General features: G+C 69.4%; 16 protein-coding genes and 1 riboswitch. Of the genes, 12 read left to right on the top strand and 4 right to left on the bottom strand.

Features of this window, described 5'->3' with window-relative positions; genetic code table 11:
* Positions 1–170 precede the first annotated feature (170 nt).
* Both AC2EAL_RS04925 and AC2EAL_RS04920 read left to right on the top strand, forming a co-directional pair.
* Positions 171–1169 (top strand): ligase-associated DNA damage response exonuclease, encoded by a 999-nt coding sequence (locus AC2EAL_RS04925; protein ID WP_484723049.1) that lies wholly within the window; start codon positions 171–173, stop codon positions 1167–1169.
* Positions 1166–2734, top strand: a complete 1569-nt coding sequence (locus AC2EAL_RS04920; RefSeq protein ID WP_484723048.1) for a cisplatin damage response ATP-dependent DNA ligase — start codon at positions 1166–1168, stop codon at positions 2732–2734. The genes AC2EAL_RS04925 and AC2EAL_RS04920 overlap by 4 nt, the downstream gene beginning before the upstream one ends.
* On the opposite strand, the gene AC2EAL_RS04915 is transcribed toward AC2EAL_RS04920, so the two are convergent.
* A complete protein-coding gene (locus AC2EAL_RS04915; RefSeq protein ID WP_484723047.1) occupies positions 2735–3103 on the bottom strand; it encodes a DsrE family protein in 369 nt (122 codons plus the stop codon).
* An 88-nt stretch (positions 3104–3191) separates the two neighbouring features.
* Here AC2EAL_RS04915 and AC2EAL_RS04910 point away from each other — a divergent pair, with 88 nt between their 5' ends.
* A complete protein-coding gene (locus tag AC2EAL_RS04910; RefSeq protein WP_484723046.1) occupies positions 3192–4142 on the top strand; it encodes an AraC family transcriptional regulator in 951 nt (316 codons plus the stop codon).
* A 53-nt stretch (positions 4143–4195) separates the two neighbouring features.
* Here the strand turns inward: AC2EAL_RS04910 and AC2EAL_RS04905 are convergent, their stop codons facing one another.
* Both AC2EAL_RS04905 and cobO read right to left on the bottom strand, forming a co-directional pair.
* Positions 4196–4339, bottom strand: coding sequence for a hypothetical protein (locus AC2EAL_RS04905; RefSeq protein WP_484723045.1), 144 nt, complete (start codon positions 4337–4339; stop codon positions 4196–4198).
* A gap of 101 nt (positions 4340–4440) precedes the next feature.
* Positions 4441–5085 carry a cob(I)yrinic acid a,c-diamide adenosyltransferase gene (cobO, locus tag AC2EAL_RS04900; protein WP_484723044.1) on the bottom strand — a complete coding sequence of 215 codons (645 nt, stop codon included), beginning with the start codon at positions 5083–5085 and terminating at the stop codon, positions 4441–4443.
* A 36-nt stretch (positions 5086–5121) separates the two neighbouring features.
* Positions 5122–5320, top strand: a riboswitch (cobalamin riboswitch).
* 82 nt (positions 5321–5402) lie between these two features.
* Between cobO and AC2EAL_RS04895 the strand changes: the two genes are divergently transcribed.
* From AC2EAL_RS04895 to cobJ, 7 genes are all read left to right on the top strand, one after another.
* The gene (locus AC2EAL_RS04895) at positions 5403–5777 is read left to right on the top strand and encodes a DUF1636 family protein (protein WP_484723043.1); all 375 of its coding nucleotides are present in this window, start codon (positions 5403–5405) and stop codon (positions 5775–5777) included.
* Positions 5774–6808, top strand: coding sequence for a cobalamin biosynthesis protein CobW (gene cobW / locus AC2EAL_RS04890; RefSeq protein ID WP_484723042.1), 1035 nt, complete (start codon positions 5774–5776; stop codon positions 6806–6808). The genes AC2EAL_RS04895 and cobW overlap by 4 nt, the downstream gene beginning before the upstream one ends.
* A 103-nt stretch (positions 6809–6911) precedes the next feature.
* Complete coding sequence (gene cobN, locus AC2EAL_RS04885; protein ID WP_484723041.1) at positions 6912–10184, top strand: cobaltochelatase subunit CobN; 3273 nt, start codon at positions 6912–6914, stop codon at positions 10182–10184.
* 145 nt (positions 10185–10329) lie between these two features.
* The gene (gene cobG / locus AC2EAL_RS04880) at positions 10330–11472 is read left to right on the top strand and encodes a precorrin-3B synthase (RefSeq protein WP_484723040.1); all 1143 of its coding nucleotides are present in this window, start codon (positions 10330–10332) and stop codon (positions 11470–11472) included.
* A complete protein-coding gene (locus AC2EAL_RS04875) occupies positions 11456–12085 on the top strand; it encodes a precorrin-8X methylmutase (RefSeq protein ID WP_484723039.1) in 630 nt (209 codons plus the stop codon). The genes cobG and AC2EAL_RS04875 overlap by 17 nt, the downstream gene beginning before the upstream one ends.
* Positions 12082–12831 carry a precorrin-2 C(20)-methyltransferase gene (locus AC2EAL_RS04870; RefSeq protein ID WP_484723038.1) on the top strand — a complete coding sequence of 250 codons (750 nt, stop codon included), beginning with the start codon at positions 12082–12084 and terminating at the stop codon, positions 12829–12831. The genes AC2EAL_RS04875 and AC2EAL_RS04870 overlap by 4 nt, the downstream gene beginning before the upstream one ends.
* Positions 12828–13562 (top strand): precorrin-3B C(17)-methyltransferase, encoded by a 735-nt coding sequence (cobJ, locus tag AC2EAL_RS04865; protein WP_484723037.1) that lies wholly within the window; start codon positions 12828–12830, stop codon positions 13560–13562. Before AC2EAL_RS04870 ends, cobJ begins: the two co-directional genes overlap by 4 nt.
* 83 nt (positions 13563–13645) lie before the next feature.
* On the opposite strand, the gene AC2EAL_RS04860 is transcribed toward cobJ, so the two are convergent.
* Positions 13646–14386 carry a cobalt-precorrin-6A reductase gene (locus tag AC2EAL_RS04860; protein WP_484723036.1) on the bottom strand — a complete coding sequence of 247 codons (741 nt, stop codon included), beginning with the start codon at positions 14384–14386 and terminating at the stop codon, positions 13646–13648.
* On the opposite strand from AC2EAL_RS04860, the gene cbiT reads away from it, so the two are divergent.
* Positions 14385–15554, top strand: coding sequence for a precorrin-6Y C5,15-methyltransferase (decarboxylating) subunit CbiT (cbiT, locus tag AC2EAL_RS04855; protein WP_484723035.1), 1170 nt, complete (start codon positions 14385–14387; stop codon positions 15552–15554). The two genes, AC2EAL_RS04860 and cbiT, sit on opposite strands and share 2 nt — an antisense overlap.
* Positions 15551–15910 (top strand): cobalamin biosynthesis protein, encoded by a 360-nt coding sequence (locus AC2EAL_RS04850; protein WP_484723034.1) that lies wholly within the window; start codon positions 15551–15553, stop codon positions 15908–15910. Before cbiT ends, AC2EAL_RS04850 begins: the two co-directional genes overlap by 4 nt.
* Positions 15911–16039: the final 129 nt, after the last annotated feature.

Raw genomic sequence — 16039 nt, 5'->3', positions numbered from 1 at the left:
TTTTCCAAAACTTTTCGAAAAGTTTTGCCCCCGGCCGCACCCGATCAGAGCAACGTCACCCGGTCCCTCAATCTGGCCCCGCAGGAACCCCTCGACGCCAAACGCGTTGACACCCAGGCGCAAAGCCACACCTTAGCATCGGCACCCCCGCGCCGACCCTGGACACCGCCATGGCCCGACCGCCCCTCCTGATCCCGCGACCCGAGGGGCTGTACTGCCCGGGCGGCGATTTCTTCATCGACCCCACCCGTCCCGTCCCCCGCGCGCTGGTGACCCACGGCCATTCCGACCACGCCCGCCCCGGCCACGGCGCCGTCATGGCGACCCGCGAAACCCTCGACATCATGGCCATCCGCTACGGCGAAGACTTCACCCAATCCCGCCAGCCCTACACCGAACCCACCCGCATCGGTGAAGTCACCGTCTCCTTCCACCCCGCCGGCCACGTACTCGGCTCTGCCCAGATCGCGGTGGAAGGGCAGGGGCAAAAGATCGTCGTTTCCGGCGACTACGCCCGCGTCCCCACCCCCACCTGCGCCCCGTTCGAGCCCGTCCCCTGCGACATCTTCGTGACCGAGGCGACCTTTGCCCTCCCCGTCTTCCGCCATCCTCCGCCGCAGGTGGAGATCGCCCGCCTCCTCGCCAGCGTCGCAGCGAACCCCGAACGCTCCCACCTGATCGGCGCCTACGCCCTCGGCAAGGCCCAGCGCGTCATCGCCGCGATCCGTCAGGCGGGATGGGACGCGCCGATCTACATCCACGGAGCCCTGCAACGCCTCTGCGACTACCACGTCGCGCAAGGCATCGACCTCGGCGACCTCCGCCCCGCGACCGAGGGCCGCAAATCCGACTTCGCCGGCGCCATCGTCATCGCCCCGCCCTCCGCCTTCGCCACCACCTGGGCCCAGCGCTTCCCCGACCCGGTCCTGTCCTTCGCCTCCGGCTGGATGCAGGTCCGCGCCCGCGCCCGCCAGCGTGGCGTCGAACTGCCGCTCATCCTCTCCGACCACATCGACTGGCCCCACCTCACCGCCACCATCACCGAGCTGAACCCGTCCGAAGTCTGGATCACCCACGGCCGCGAAGACGCCCTGATGCGCTGGTGCGAGCTGACCCAGCGCGCCGCCAAACCCCTCCACCTCGTCGGCTACGAGGATGAAGCGGAATGAGCCTCACCGCCTTCGCCACCCTCCTAGAACGCCTCGCCTTCACGCCCCAGCGCCTTGGCAAGGAACGCCTCCTCACCACCGCCTTCGCCGACCAGCCCGACCCCCAGCGCGGCCTGATGCTGGCCGCCCTGACCGGCGACCTGAAGCTGCGCCAAGTCACCCCCAGCCTCCTCCGCGGCCTGACCGAATCAAAGGTGGACCCCCAGCTTTTCACCTACAGCTATGATTTCGTGGGCGATCTGGCCGAGACGATCTCGCTCATCTGGCCCGAAGGCACCCGCTCCGACCCGCCGCTGTCCGAGGTCGTCCACGAACTTTCCACCACCCCCAAAATTCGCCTCCCCGCCCTCATCACCGCCCGGCTCGACAGCCTCGGCCCCTCCGAACGCTACGCCTACCTCAAGCTCGCCACCGGCGCGCTAAGGGTCGGCGTCTCTGCCCGCCTCGCCCGCGCCGCCTTTGCCAGCTGGGCCAAGCTGCCGCTGCCGCAGGTCGAGGAGATCTGGCACGCCCTGACACCCCCCTACCTCGACCTCTTCGCCTGGGCCGCAGGGGCCCCGCGCCCCGAAGCCGCCGCCCGCGCGCCGTTCCGCCCGGTGATGCTCTCCACTCCGACCGACCTCGACCAGCTTTCCACCCTCGACCCCGCCGACTATGCCGCCGAATGGAAATGGGACGGCATCCGCGTCCAGGCGGTCAGCGACGGCGGCACCCGGCGGCTCTACTCCCGGACCGGAGAAGACATCAGCGCCGCCTTCCCCGACGTGGTCGACCTGATGGATTTCGACGGGACGCTCGACGGAGAACTCCTCGTCCGCCGCGGCGGCGACATCGCCAGCTTCGGCGACCTCCAGCAGCGCCTGAACCGCAAGACCGTCACCCCCGCCATGCTCCGCTCGCACCCGGCAGGCCTGCGGCTCTACGACGTCCTGATCTGGAGCGGCCAGGACCTGCGCGACCGGCCCTACGACGCCCGCCGCGCGACCCTCGCCCAGGCCGTCGCAAACCTCGGCCCCCGCATCGATCTCTCGCCAAACCTGCCCTTCGCCACCTGGGACGACCTCGCCGCCCTCCGCCTCAGCCCGCCCGCCGACGTCATCGAAGGCGTGATGATCAAGCGCCGCGACAGCCCCTACCTTTCCGGCCGGGTCAAAGGCCCCTGGTTCAAGTGGAAACGCGATCCCCACCTGATCGACGCGGTCCTGATGTACGCGCAGCGCGGCCACGGCAAACGCTCGGGCTACTACTCCGACTTCACCTTTGGCGTTTGGAGGGGCGACGAATTGGTCCCCGTCGGCAAGGCCTATTTCGGCTTCACCGACGAGGAACTGAAGGAACTCGACCGTTTCGTCCGCAACAACACCGTCGAGCGTTTCGGCACCGTCCGCTCCGTCGCCCGCACCCGAGTGGTCGAGGTCGCCTTCGAAGGCCTCAACCGGTCCACCCGGCACAAGTCCGGCGTCGCGATGCGCTTCCCCCGGATCAACCGCATCCGGCTGGACAAACCCGCGGCCGAGGCCGACCACCTGTCCACCCTGCAGGCCATGCTCCCGCCCGAAGCGTAGTCAGAACGACACCACCGCCGCCCCCGCCTTGATCTCGGCATGCATCACGCTTGCCCCGGTGATCACCACCCCGTCCAGCAGGTCCTCCGCCCCATAGCCACGCGCTTTCACGCAAGGCGTGCAGGCCCAGATCACCCCGCCCCGCGCCTGGAAATCAGCGATCAGCGCCGCCAGCGGATCCAATGGCGGCACATGCGTCATCGCCTGCCCGCCCTTCCGCACCAGGTCTACCGCGTTCGAAGTCAGGAACATGCTGACCTGCAGCCCCGCCGTGATCCCGCCATTGGCGATGGTGAACCCGACCGAGGACAACTCGCTCGCAATCCCGTTCGTCATCACCACCACAAGTTTGTCGCTGCCCGCTGCCATGATAATCTCCTGTGCAATGCGTGGGTTTCGATGTCCCCTCATTGCCCGAAGCAGGAGCTTTCCGTCTTTGGCCGACCCGCCGAAAAGCTTGACCGATCCGCCAGAACCCGCTCGGCTTCTGGACGAAGCCCTGCGCCGGGTGCGCATCTCGGGGTCCCTGCAGTACTGTTTCATGCCGCAGGGCGACTGGACCACCGACGCCACCCCCGCGCCATGGCGGCCCAAGGACGCCATCGGCTTCCACATCGTCGCCGCCGGCCCGTGCTGGGTCGACCTGCAGGGGACCCGCACCACGCTCCAAACCGGCGACATTGCCGCCTTCCCTTTCGGCACCCCGCATATCCTTGGCGGCGGCAGGGGTGGCCGCCTGATCGACCCGGGCGGCGACCTGCCCGCCCAACCCTGGCCCGCGACCCCCACGCTCCACTACCCCGCGCCGGGCCCTCAGGTCCGCATCCTCTGCGGCTACGTCCAGTGCCAGGCCACCGGCTTCGCACCCTTCCGCGCCGCCTTGCCCGAGTTCATCCACATCCGAACCCACGGGCAGAACGACTGGCTCTCCGGCACAATCGCCCAGATCGTGACCGAGGTTGACCAGCCCCAGCCCGGCGGCGGCCCGATCCTCGAACGCCTGACCGAGCTTGCCTTCCTCGAAATCCTCCGCCGCCAGTTCCAGACCCCCGCGCCCAGGGGCTGGCTCGCCGCAATCCTCGACCCGACGCTGTCCCGCGCCCTCCTCGCCCTGCACGACGCCCCGACCCGCGACTGGACCCTCCCCGCGCTGGCCCAGGCCACCGGAACCTCCCGCTCCGCCCTGACCGCCCGGTTCGCCGAGACCCTCGGCACCTCCCCGATGCGCTACCTGCGCGACTGGCGCCTATACCTTGCCGCCGAGGCGCTGGTCGCCACCCCCGACCCGATCATCACCATCGCCATGGCGGCAGGCTACAGCACCGAAGCCGCCTTCACCCGCGCCTTCACAAGGTCGTTCGGAACACCCCCGGCAGAATGGCGGCGAACACGGTCGCGTCCATCGTAGGGTGCGCATTCATGGCGCACCGCACGTAGGTCGGGGCTTGCCCCGACTCCCTGTCAGAACAGCCCGTCGCCGCCCCTGTCCTGCTCGACGACCTCGTCCGCGACCACTGCAGCCGCCCCGCCCACCACCAGCGGCGCGCAACCTGCGAGCGTCAGCATCAAGAGTGCCGCCATCAGCATCCAACCCGTGTTCTGCATCCCTGCCTCCCCCGTTTTTCCATGTGTTGCGAAATCGTTAACGTCCGCGACCAAGTGATTGATTCCAAAGCGGTCCCAGCGTTTTCCCACCGTGGACAGGTTCAGAACTCCACCCCCGGCTGGCCCTTGATTCCGGCCCGGAAGGGGTGCTTGACCAGCGTCATCTCGGTCACCAGGTCCGCCGCCTCGATCAACTCATCCTTCGCATTCCGCCCGGTCAGCACGACATGAGTCAAGGGCGGCTTCTCGGTCTTCAGAAAGGCCAGAACCTCCCCGATATCCAGGTAGTCATACCGCAGCGCGATGTTGATCTCATCCAGCAGGACCATGCGGACCCTAGGGTCCCGGATCAGCTCCTTCGCCTTCTCCCACCCCGCCCGTGCGGCGGCGATGTCGCGGGCCTTGTCCTGCGTCTCCCAGGTGAAGCCCTCGCCCATCGCGTGGAACTGGCAGAGGTCCGAGAAATTCTCGGTGATCAGCCGCCGCTCGCCGGTGTCCCAGGCGCCCTTGATGAACTGCACCACCGCCGAAGGCATCCCATGCGCGATGCAGCGCAGGATCATCCCGAATCCGCTGGAGCTTTTGCCCTTCCCCGCCCCGGTGTGAACGATGATCAGGCCCTTCTCGCCCTCTTTCCCCGCCATGATCTTGTCCCGCGCGGCCTTCTTCTTCGCCATCTTCTGGGCGTGGCGGGCGAGGTCGTCAGTGGCAGGCGCGGGCTCGGGTGTCGCAACAGTCTCGGTCATGGTCGGTCGTGTCCTTGACAAGGGGGGGTGCGATGGCTCAGGTGGGCTGGCGCTGGTTCCTGTTTATGACAGGCGAAGAGGGAATGCGACAGGTCGGAAGCGACCCAGGCAGCCGCCCCCGCGACCGTGACCGGAGAGGTCCCATGGCCACTGGCGAAAGCCGGGAAGGCGGGGGCCGTGGGGGCCATCCCCCGTATCCGCAAGCCGGGAGACCTGCCAGCGCGGAAGGCAACCGGCGGACGGGGTGTTCCGCGACCGGTGATCGGCGGAAACGCCCCTCGCTGGCCCACCCTTTTCGCCTTAAAGGCAAGGCACCGATGGGCACGACCCTTTTCGTCTGCACCACCTGCAAGGCCGGGGAACCGGCCCCCGAGGGCGCAACGCCCCCCGGTGCCCAGCTGCATGCCGCCCTTACCGCCGAGCCCACGCCCGAAGGCGTCCGCATCGTCGGGGTGGAGTGCCTCTCGGCCTGCAACACCGGCTGCGCCGTCTCGCTGACCAAACCCGGCGCCTGGTCCTACGTCTACGGCCGCCTTACCCTTGACGACGTCCCCGCGATCCTGGAGGGCGCCGGGAAATACGCTGCAACCACGGACGGCATCGTCCCCTGGCGCGACCGCCCCACCGTCTTCCGCAAGCAATCCATCGCCCGCATCCCTCCCCTCCCGCCGCACGAAGAGGCCGCCGAATGACCGATCTGACGAAAATCCCCGTGACCGTGATCACCGGCTTCCTTGGCGCGGGCAAGACCACGCTGATCCGCCACCTGATGCAGAACCCGCAGGGCAAGCGCCTGGCGATCCTCGTCAATGAGTTCGGCACCGTGGGCGTCGACGGCGACATCCTGAAATCCTGCGCCGATGAGAATTGCCCCGTCGAGAACATTGTCGAACTCGCCAATGGCTGCATCTGCTGCACCGTCGCCGACGACTTCATCCCGACGATCGAGCAGCTGATGGCCATGCCCCAGCGCCCCGATCACATCCTGATCGAGACCTCGGGCCTCGCCCTGCCGAAGCCGCTGCTCAAGGCCTTCGACTGGCCCGCGATCCGTTCGAAGATCACGGTCGACGGCGTCATTGCGCTCGCCGATGCCGAGGCCGTCGCGGCGGGCCGCTTCGCCCCCGACGTGGACGCCGTAGAAGCCCAACGCGCCGCCGATGACTCGCTCGACCACGAAACCCCGCTCTCCGAAGTCTTCGAAGACCAGATCCTCTGTGCCGACCTGATCCTCCTGTCCAAGGCCGACCTCGCTGGGGAAGCGGGCCTTGCGGCGGCGAAGGACGTGATCGCTGCCGAGATGAACCGCCCGGTCCCCATGCTCCCCATGACTGACGGCGTGATCGACCCCCGCGTGATCCTCGGCCTCAATGCCGCCGCCGAGGACGACCTCGCAGCCCGCCCCTCGCACCACGACGGCGAGGACGACCACGAGCATGACGACTTCGATTCCGTCGTCATCGACCTGCCCGAAGTCACCGACCCGGAGGCCCTGACCACCGCCATCGTCCGACTGGCCGAAGAGCTGAACATCCTCCGCGTCAAGGGCCACGTCGCCGTCGCCGGCAAACCCCTGCGCCTTCTGGTCCAGGCCGTCGGCGCCCGGGTCCGCATGCAGTTCGACCGCCCTTGGGGCACCGCCCCGCGCAAGTCGCAGCTGGTCGTGATCGCCGAACACGACGACATCAATGAGGCCGCCATCCGCAGGGTCCTGGGGGCCTGACTGACGTGAACCACCCCTTCCCATCCCGCAGGCCCAAAGCGCCTCCCTCCCCCCAGCGTGGGGGAGGGCCGGGGTGGGGGGGCACCTCTCTCGGGAGGACCTGATGCACGTCGTCTTCCGCGAAAGCCACGGGCTGGAGGAAACCGAGACCCCCTTCGACCTCGGCCAGGACCCCGCTGACCTCATCGTCCTCAGCTTCTCCGACAGCGACCTCGGCGCCTTCACGGCAGGCTATGAGCGCATGAGTAAGGTGGGCAAAGATGCCCACCCTACCGTGCGTCTCGCCAACATCGTGGCGCTGAAGCACCCGATTTCCGTCGATACCTACGCCGAGCGGACCCTGTCCGGCGCAAAGGCCATCCTCGTCCGTCTGATCGGCGGCGAGGCCTACTGGCCCTATGGCCTCGCCACGCTGCAGGACCTCGCCCGCCGCAACGGAATCGCCTTGGCGGTCCTCCCCGCCGACGGCCGCCCCGACCCGCGCCTCGACGAGCTGTCCACCCTCCCCGTCTCAACCCTCCGCCGGTTGCAGTCCCTCTGCGACGAAGGCGGGGCCGTCGCCGCCCATGCCGCGCTTGCGCAACTGGCCCTAGCCGCAGGCATCTACGCCGCCCCGGTGTTGGGTGAAAAGACTGTGCCGCAGATGGGGTTCTACGATCCCGACCGGGGGGTCATCCCCGCGCCGCAGGCCCTCCCGATTCAGGGGGTGGGAACGACGCCCGCTAAAGGCTCCATCCTCGTCACATTCTACCGCAGCTACCTGACCTCCGGCGACACTGCGCCCGTGGACGCCCTGATCCACGCCCTCCGCGCCGCAGGTTTCCAGACCTACGGCGCCTTCGCCCCGAGCCTGAAGGCCCCCGGCGTGGCCGACTGGCTCTCCGCCCACCTGACCGCAAACCCGCCCATCGCGATCCTCAACGCCACCGCCTTCTCCGCCAAGTCCGACGCCGGCGCGACGCCCTTTGACGCGGCCACTTGCCCCGTCTTCCAGGTCGCCCTCTCCACGGCCCGCCGTCGCGACTGGGCCACCTCCGACCGGGGCCTGTCGCCCGCCGACCTCGCCATGCACGTCGTCCTGCCCGAGGTCGACGGCCGCCTCTTTGCCGGCATCGTCAGCCACAAGTCCCCCGGCAAAAAGCACCCCGAGCTCCAATTCTCCCGCTTCGCCCACCGCGCAGATGCCGCCCGCATCCAGGCCGTGGTCGACCGCGTCACCCACTGGCACCGCCTCGCCACCACCCCCGCCGCTGACCAGCACCTGGCGATCATCCTCTCCACCTACCCCGGCCGCGCGCACCAGATGGCCCACGCCGTCGGCCTCGACGCCCTGGCCTCGACCGATCGCCTGCTCACCACCCTGGCCGCCGAGGGTTACCAGGTCACCAAAGGCGCACCGCTGACCGAGGCCCTGACCGAAACCCTCACGTGGCCCCTAACCGCATACGAGACGGAACTCCAAACCCTCCCGGAACCCCTCCGCCAGGACCTGACCGAGGCCTGGGGCGACCCCACCAGCGACCCCTCGGTCAAGGATGGCCAATTCCACTTCCCCGCCACCCGCCGCGGCCACACTCTCATCGCGCTGCAACCCGAACGCGGCGAGGTCCAGACACGCGACGACAGCTACCACGACCTCTCCCGCACCCCGCGCCACGCCTACGTCGCCTTCTACCTCTGGCTCCGCGCGCAAGGAGCCCACGCCCTGATCCACATGGGCGCGCACGGCACGCTGGAATGGCTCCCCGGCAAGTCCGTCGCCCTGTCCGACACCTGCTGGCCCGAGGCGCTGATCGGCCCCACACCAGTCATCTACCCCTTCATCGTCAACGACCCCGGCGAGGCCGCCCAGGCCAAGCGCCGCATCGGCGCCGTCACCCTCGGCCACCTGCCCCCCCCGCTGACCGCCGCCCAAGTCCCCCCCGAACTCCAGCGCCTTGAACGGCTGCTCGATGAATACTCCACCGCCGACGGTCTCGACCCCGCTCGCCGCACCCGCCTCATCGCCTCGATCCGCGACGAGGCGTCAGCCTCGGGCGTGGCGCAGGACCTCGGCCTCGCCCCGAACGCCACCCCCGCCGAGGCGATCACCCGCATCGACCGCTTCGTCTGCGACCTGAAGGAAAGCCAGTTCGGCCAAGGCCTCCACATCTTCGGCGAAGGGCAAGGAGAAAACAAAGGCCTCCTCACCGCCCTGAACGGCCACCGCGTCGCCCCCGGTCCCGCAGGCTCCCCGAACCGTGGCCGCAGCGACGTCCTTCCCACCGGCCGCAACCTCTTCTCCGTCGACCCCCGCGCCGTCCCCTCCCGCAACGCCCATGCCCAGGGCGTCAAGCTGGCCGAGGAACTGATCCGCCGCCACCTGCAGGACCACGGCGACTACCCGCGCGGCCTCGTCGTCGACCTCTGGGGCAGCGCCACCATGCGCACCGCGGGGGAAGAGTTCGCCATGGCCCTCCACCTCGCCGGCCTCGCCCCCAAATGGGACGACGGCTCCGCGAGGGTCTCCGGATTCGAAATCCTCCCCCTCTCCCTCCTCGGCCGCCCCAGGATCGACGTCACCCTCCGCGTCTCCGGCCTCTTCCGCGATGTCTTCCCGACCCTCGCCCAACTCTTCGAAGCCGGGGCCGAGGCGCTCAGCTGCCGAGACGAAACCCCCGAAGACAACCCCTACACGACCCGTGCCTCCCGCGTCTTCGGCCCCAAGCCCGGCCTCTACGGCCTCGGCATGGGCACCGCCGCCGACACCTTCACCGACGAGGCCCGCGCCGCCGCAGGGGAAGCCTGGCTCAAGGCCTCAAGCTGGGCCATCGGCCCCGACGGCCAGGCCCATGAGGCCCGCGCCGCCCTCGAAGCCCGTGTTCTAGCGTCAGACAGTTTCGTCCACGCCCAGGACCTCCCCGAAACCGACGTCCTGATCGCCGCCGACTACGCCGCCCACGAAGCTGGCTTCGCCGCCGCTGTCGCCAAACTGGGTGGAGCCAAACCCACCCTCTACCACCTCGACGCCACCCGCCCCGACACCCCCCACGCTCGGACGCTGACCGAGGAAATCGCCCGCGTCGTCCGCGCCCGCGCCGCCAACCCAGCCTGGGCCGAAGGCATGATGCACCACGGCTTCCGCGGAGGCGCCGAGATCGCTGCCACCCTCGACCACATGGCCGCCTTCGCCCACCTGGCCCAGGTCGTCCCCCCGCACCTCTTCGACCTATACCACGACGCCACCCTCGGCCGCGATGAGGTCCGCGACTTCCTGAGCCGCGAGAACCCCGCCGCTCTCGCCGCCATGGAAGACCTCTTCCGCCGCCTGAGAGACGCCGGCCTCTGGCAAACCCGCCGCAACTCCATAGCCGCCCGGCTGGACGGTGCGGCATGACCAAGCCCTTTCACCTGTTCATAAATATCCCCGCCGGAGGCCCTTCGCCCGAGCCGTTTGCGCGCCCTTCGCGCGCAGAGGCGAGACAAAAGGCGTGCGCGTCAGCGCTCAATCTGAAACCCGCCCCAACCCAGGGGCGCACCGCATGACCGGCTGGGAAATCAAGGGCTGGTGCCCCGGCGCGCTCCGCCCGATGCAGTCCGGCGACGGCCTTGTCGTGCGCATCCGCCCCCCCTTGGGCCGGCTGACCCCGGCACAGGCACAGGCCATTGCGCAGGCCGCCGAGACCCACGGCAACGGCATCATCGACCTCTCCGCCCGCGCCAACCTGCAACTGCGCGGCGTGACCGATGCCTCCCACCCCCGCCTCATCGACGACCTCCGCGCCCAAGGCCTAATCGACCCCGACATCGAGACCGAAAGCCTCCGCAACCTCATCGTCACACCTTTCCGCGACGCCGAGACCAACAGACTCGCCGCAAGTCTCACCGCGGCTCTTGCCAATATGCCCAGCCTCTCCGGCAAGTTCGGCTTCGCGCTCGATACCGGCCCGCGCCCGATCCTGACCGGGGCCTCCGCCGACATCCGCATTGAACGTGCAAGAGATTGCCGCCTTATCCTCCGCCCCGACGGCCACCCGCTGGGTCAACACGTCACCGACCTCGCGGCCGACGCCATCGCGATGGCCAACTGGTTCGTCGCCAACGGCGGCATCACCAACGGTCGGGGCCGGATGGCCGCCCTGATCGCCCGTGGCATCAGCCCGCCGAATTGCACCCTCGCCCCCGCCGATCCGCTGCCGACCCCCTCCCCCGGCCTCCACCCAGACGGAGCCCTCGTCGCCCTCGCCTTCGGCCAGATGCGCGCCGAGACGCTCCACCAATTCGCCGCCTTGGGCCACGAGATCCGCCCCACGCCCTGGCGCATGCTCCTGATCGTCGGAGCCACCGAACTCCCTGCGATCCCCGGCCTGATCACCGACCCGGAAGACCCGATCCTCCGCATCACCGCCTGCACCGGCGCGCCCGCCTGCCCGCAGGCGCTTGGCGACACTCGACACCTGGCCCGCCAACTCGCACCGCACCTCGCGCCCGGCGAACCCCTCCACATCTCCGGCTGCGCCAAGGGCTGCGCCCACCCGACCGCCGCGAAGACCACCCTCACCGCCACCGGCCAGGGCTACGACCTGATCCGGAACGGCACCGCCCATGACACGCCCAGCCTGCGCAATCTCTCCCCGCAGGCGATCCTCGACCACCTGAAGGCCCCGAATGCCCCACCTCTATGAAACCGACGGCGCCGCGATCTACCTGCAAAGCTTCGCCATGATCCGGGCCGAGGCCGACCTCGCCCGCTTCACGCCCGAGGAAGAGATCGTCGCCGTCCGCATGATCCACGCCGCCGGGATGGTGGAGCTTGCGCCCCATATACACTTCACCCCCGGCATGGCCATCGCCGCCCGCGCAGCCCTGGAGGACGGCGCCCCGATCCTCTGCGACGCGCGCATGGTCAGCGAAGGCATCACCCGCGCCCGCCTGCCCAAGGACAACGACGTCATCTGCACCCTGCACGACCCCAAGGTCCCAGCACTGGCAAGGGAGATGGCAAACACCCGCTCCGCTGCCGCCCTCGAACTCTGGCGCCCGCACCTTGCCGGGGCCGTGGTCGCCATAGGCAACGCCCCCACCGCACTCTTCCACCTCCTGAACATGCTGGAAGACCCCGCCTGCCCCCGCCCCGCCGCGATCATCGGCTGCCCGGTGGGCTTCGTTGGCGCCGCGGAATCCAAGGACGCGCTGATGGAGGTCCCTCCGGCCCCGAGCGTCATCGTCAAGGGCCGCCTCGGCGGCAGCGCGATCACGGTGGCCGCCGTCAACGCCCTCGCCTCCCGGAAGGAATGACCATGGCCCCCCCGACCGGAAAGGTGATCTGTGCGGGCCTCGGCCCCGGCGACCCGGAGCTGATGAGCCTCAAGGCCGCCCGCACCATCGGGGCTGCGAAACACGTGGCCTACTTCCGCAAGGAAGGCCGCGCCGGTCAGGCGCGCCGGATCGTCGACGGCATGCTCCCCCTGGACGCCATCGAATACCCGATGGAATACCCCGTCACCACGGAACTGCCCTTCGACAGCCCGGGATACATCGACGCCTTGGCGCATTTCTACGACGACTGGGCCAATCGTCTCGCTACCCTCGCCGCAACCGAGGACGTGGTGGTCCTTTGCGAGGGCGACCCGTTCTTCTACGGCAGCTTCATGCACCTCCACTCGCGCCTGCAGGGCCGTGTCCCGGTGGAGGTCATCCCCGGCATCACCGGCATGACCGGCTGCTGGAACGCCACCGACACGCCGATCACCTGGGGCGATGACGTGCTGACCGTCCTCATGGCCACGCTGCCCGAGGATGACCTCGTCCGCCACATGGACCAGGCCGACGCACTGGTCATCATGAAGACCGGCCGCAACCTGCCCCGCGTCCGCCGGGCGCTGGAGCGGACGGGGCGGCTGGACCAGGCCTGGCTTGTCGAGCGCGGCACGATGCCAAACCAGCGCGTCGCGCGGCTGGCCGAGGTCGACCCGAACGACTGCCCCTACTTCGCCATCGTCCTCGTCCACGGCCACGGTCGCCGCCCGGAGTTGCCCGAATGAGCGGCTGGCTGGCCATAGCGGGCCTTGGGCCGGGCGACGACCAGCTGGTCACGCCCGAGGTCACGGCGGCCCTGGCAGAGGCCACCGACGTCGTCGGCTATATCCCGTACGTCGCACGCATCGCTCCGCGACCGGGCTTGACCCTCCACCCCTCCGACAACCGCGTCGAACTAGACCGCGCCCGCGCCGCGCTGGAGATGGCGGCCACGGGCCGGAAGGTCGTCGTCGTCTCCTCGGGCGACCCAGGAGTCTTCGCCATGGCCTCCGCCGTGTTCGAGGCACTGGAGGGCCGCCCGGACTGGCAAGCGCTCGACATCCGCATCCTGCCCGGCATCACTGCAATGCTTGCCGCAGCCGCCGCTGCGGGTGCCCCCCTGGGCCACGATTTCTGCTGCATCAACCTTTCCGACAACCTGAAACCCTGGGAGGTCATCGACACCCGCCTCCGCCACGCCGCCCGCGCCGATTTCGCGATGGCCTTCTACAACCCCCGCTCCGCCTCGCGGCCCGAGGGCTTCGTGAAGGCTCTGGCGACCCTCCGCGAAGAGTGTGGTCCTAACCGCCTGATCACCTTCGCCCGCGCCGTCTCCACCTCCGAGCAGCGCCTGACGACCGTCACCCTTGGCGAGGCGACACCCGAGATGGCCGACATGCGCACCGTCGTCATCGTCGGCAACTCCGCCACCCGCCGCGTCGGCCCCTGGGTCTACTCGCCCCGGAGCGTGAAATGACCGCCGAAACCCTCGTCGTTCCCTTCGCTTCCTCCTCGGAGCACCCCAGCGAGGAGTGCCCGAAGGGCTCGACGAGCCGTCCCCTAGAGCCACGCCATAACTTCGGCCACGGTCCGCGCCACCTGGCGCTCGGGCACCCAGGGCCGGTCGATCAGAACCACCGGCAGCCCCAGCTCCCGCGCCGCCACCAGCTTGGCCTCGGCACCCGCTCCGCCGGCATTCTTGGCGACGATCACCTCGATGCGGTGCTCCTGCAGCAAGGCCCGGTCGCCCTCCACCGTGAAGGGTCCGCGCGCTATCACCGCTTCGGCGCGGGGCAGGGGCAGCGGTTCGGTCGGGGGATCGACCAGCCGGAGCAGGTAATGGTGCTGCGGCGCCCCGGCGAAGGCGTCCAGGTTCTGCCGCCCGATCGCAAGGAAGACCCGGCGCGGGGTCTCGCCCAGCGCCGCCACGGCTCCTGCAAGATCAGGGACATGAGTCCAGCGGTCGCCTTTAGTTGCGGCCCAGGGTTCACGTTCGAGGGCGATCAGCGGGATTCCCGTGGCCGCAGCGGCGTCTATCGCGTTCCGGCTCATCTGCGCGGCGAAAGGGTGGGTCGCGTCGATCACGTGAGTGACGCGCTCCGCTTTCAGATAGGCCGCAAACCCAGCGACCCCGCCGAACCCGCCCACGCGGACGGGCAGGGGCTGCGCCAGCGGGCTTTCCGTCCGTCCGGCGTAGGAATACACCGCGTCCACCCCGGCCTCCGCCAAGGCGCGGGCCATGCGGGCGGCCTCGGTGGTGCCGCCCAGAAGCAGGACGCGGGGCGGAAGGAGGGGGGGCATGGCTGATCCCTGGCTCACGATCATCGGTCTGGGCGAAGATGGACTGGAGGGCCTGTCGCCCGCAAGCCGCGAAGCGCTGGCTTCCGCCACCGCGATCTTCGGCGGCCCGCGCCATCTGTTGCTGGTGGACGCCGGCGACAAAGGCCACCCCTGGCCCATCCCCTTCGACGCCACCCCCGTTCTAGCACACCGCGGGCAACCCACCGTCGTCCTCGCCTCGGGTGACCCGTTCTGGTTCGGCGCGGGCGGCAGCCTGATGGCGCATCTGCAACCCGGCGAATGGGTGTCAAATCCCGCGCCCTCGACCTTCCAGCTTGCCGCGAACCGCCTCGGCTGGCGGCTGGAGGAGGTGCACTGCCTCGGCCTCCACGCCGCCCCGTTCACCCGTCTGGGCCCGGTGCTTGGCAAGGGGGTCCACGCGATCTGCACCCTCCGCGACGGAGCCGCCGTCGCCGACCTCGCCTCCTGGCTGCAAGGGAACGGCCACCCCAATGCCCGCATCACCACCCTCGAACGCCTCGGCGGCCAATACGAACGCATCAGCCATGGCCTGCCCACCGGCCCCATCGCCGCCCCGGTCTCCGCAGCCATTGAGGCCACCGACCCCGGCCTCCCCCGCGCCTCAGGCCTGCCGGACGAGCTTTACCAGCACGACGGCCAGATCACCAAGCGGCCCGTCCGCGCGCTGACCCTTTCCGCCCTAGCCCCCCGCGCCGGCGAGACCCTGTGGGACATCGGCGCGGGCTCCGGCTCCATCGGCATCGAATGGCTTCTCGCCGGGGGTGCCCGCGTCGAAGCGCTGGAAGCCGACCCCACCCGCGCCGCCCGCGCCCGGGGGAATGTCGAGGCGTTCGGCCTGTCGCATCGCCACCGCCTGACGGAGGCCCGCGCGCCCGAAGGGCTGAAGGATTTGCCGAAGCCCGATGCTGTCTTCATCGGCGGCGGTGCATCGCAGGAACTTCTGACCGCGCTGTGGGACCTGATCCCCTCCGGCACGCGTCTGGTGATGAACGCCGTCACGCTGGAGACCGAGGCGCTGGTCCTCGACTGGTCCAGGCGTCATGGTGGATCGCTTTTGAAGATCGAACTATCGGAAACCGCCCCCATCGGGCGCAAGCGCGGCTGGAAGTCGGCCCTGCCGATCCTGCAATGGAGCGTCACCCGATGATCGTCGCAGGTTTCGGCTTTCGGTCTGGCGCTACGCTTTCGGCCCTGCAGGATGCTTTGGCAAGGGCCGGGGGTCCGCAGGGGGTGACGCATCTGGTAACGCTGGCTGCCAAGGTCGAGGGACTGGAACCGCTGGCCACGGCACTGGACCTGCCCTTGGTGGCGCTGCCGCCAGAGCGCCTGCGCGGTATCCCGACGCTGACGCAATCCGACCGGGTGGAGCAGATGTTCGGCACCGGCTCGGTCGCCGAGGCCACCGCTCTGGTGGCTGCCGGTCCGGGGGCGCGGTTGCGAGGCGCACGCGCGGTTTCAGCGGATGGGTCCGCGACGGCGGCCATTGCGGAGAGCGCAGGGTGAGGGGCGACGATCAAATCGAGCGGCATTCGCCGCAAGCCTTTTGTCTCGCCTTGTGCGCGCGAAGGGCGCGCAACGGCTCGGAAATGCCTCCGGCGGGAGTATTTTGGACAAGGGCAAGGGCAAAGGGGC

The organism is Tabrizicola sp. T74, assembly GCF_057219935.1.
Note: the sequence above shows the minus strand (reverse complement) of the source record. Positions and strands in the feature narration are given on the sequence as shown.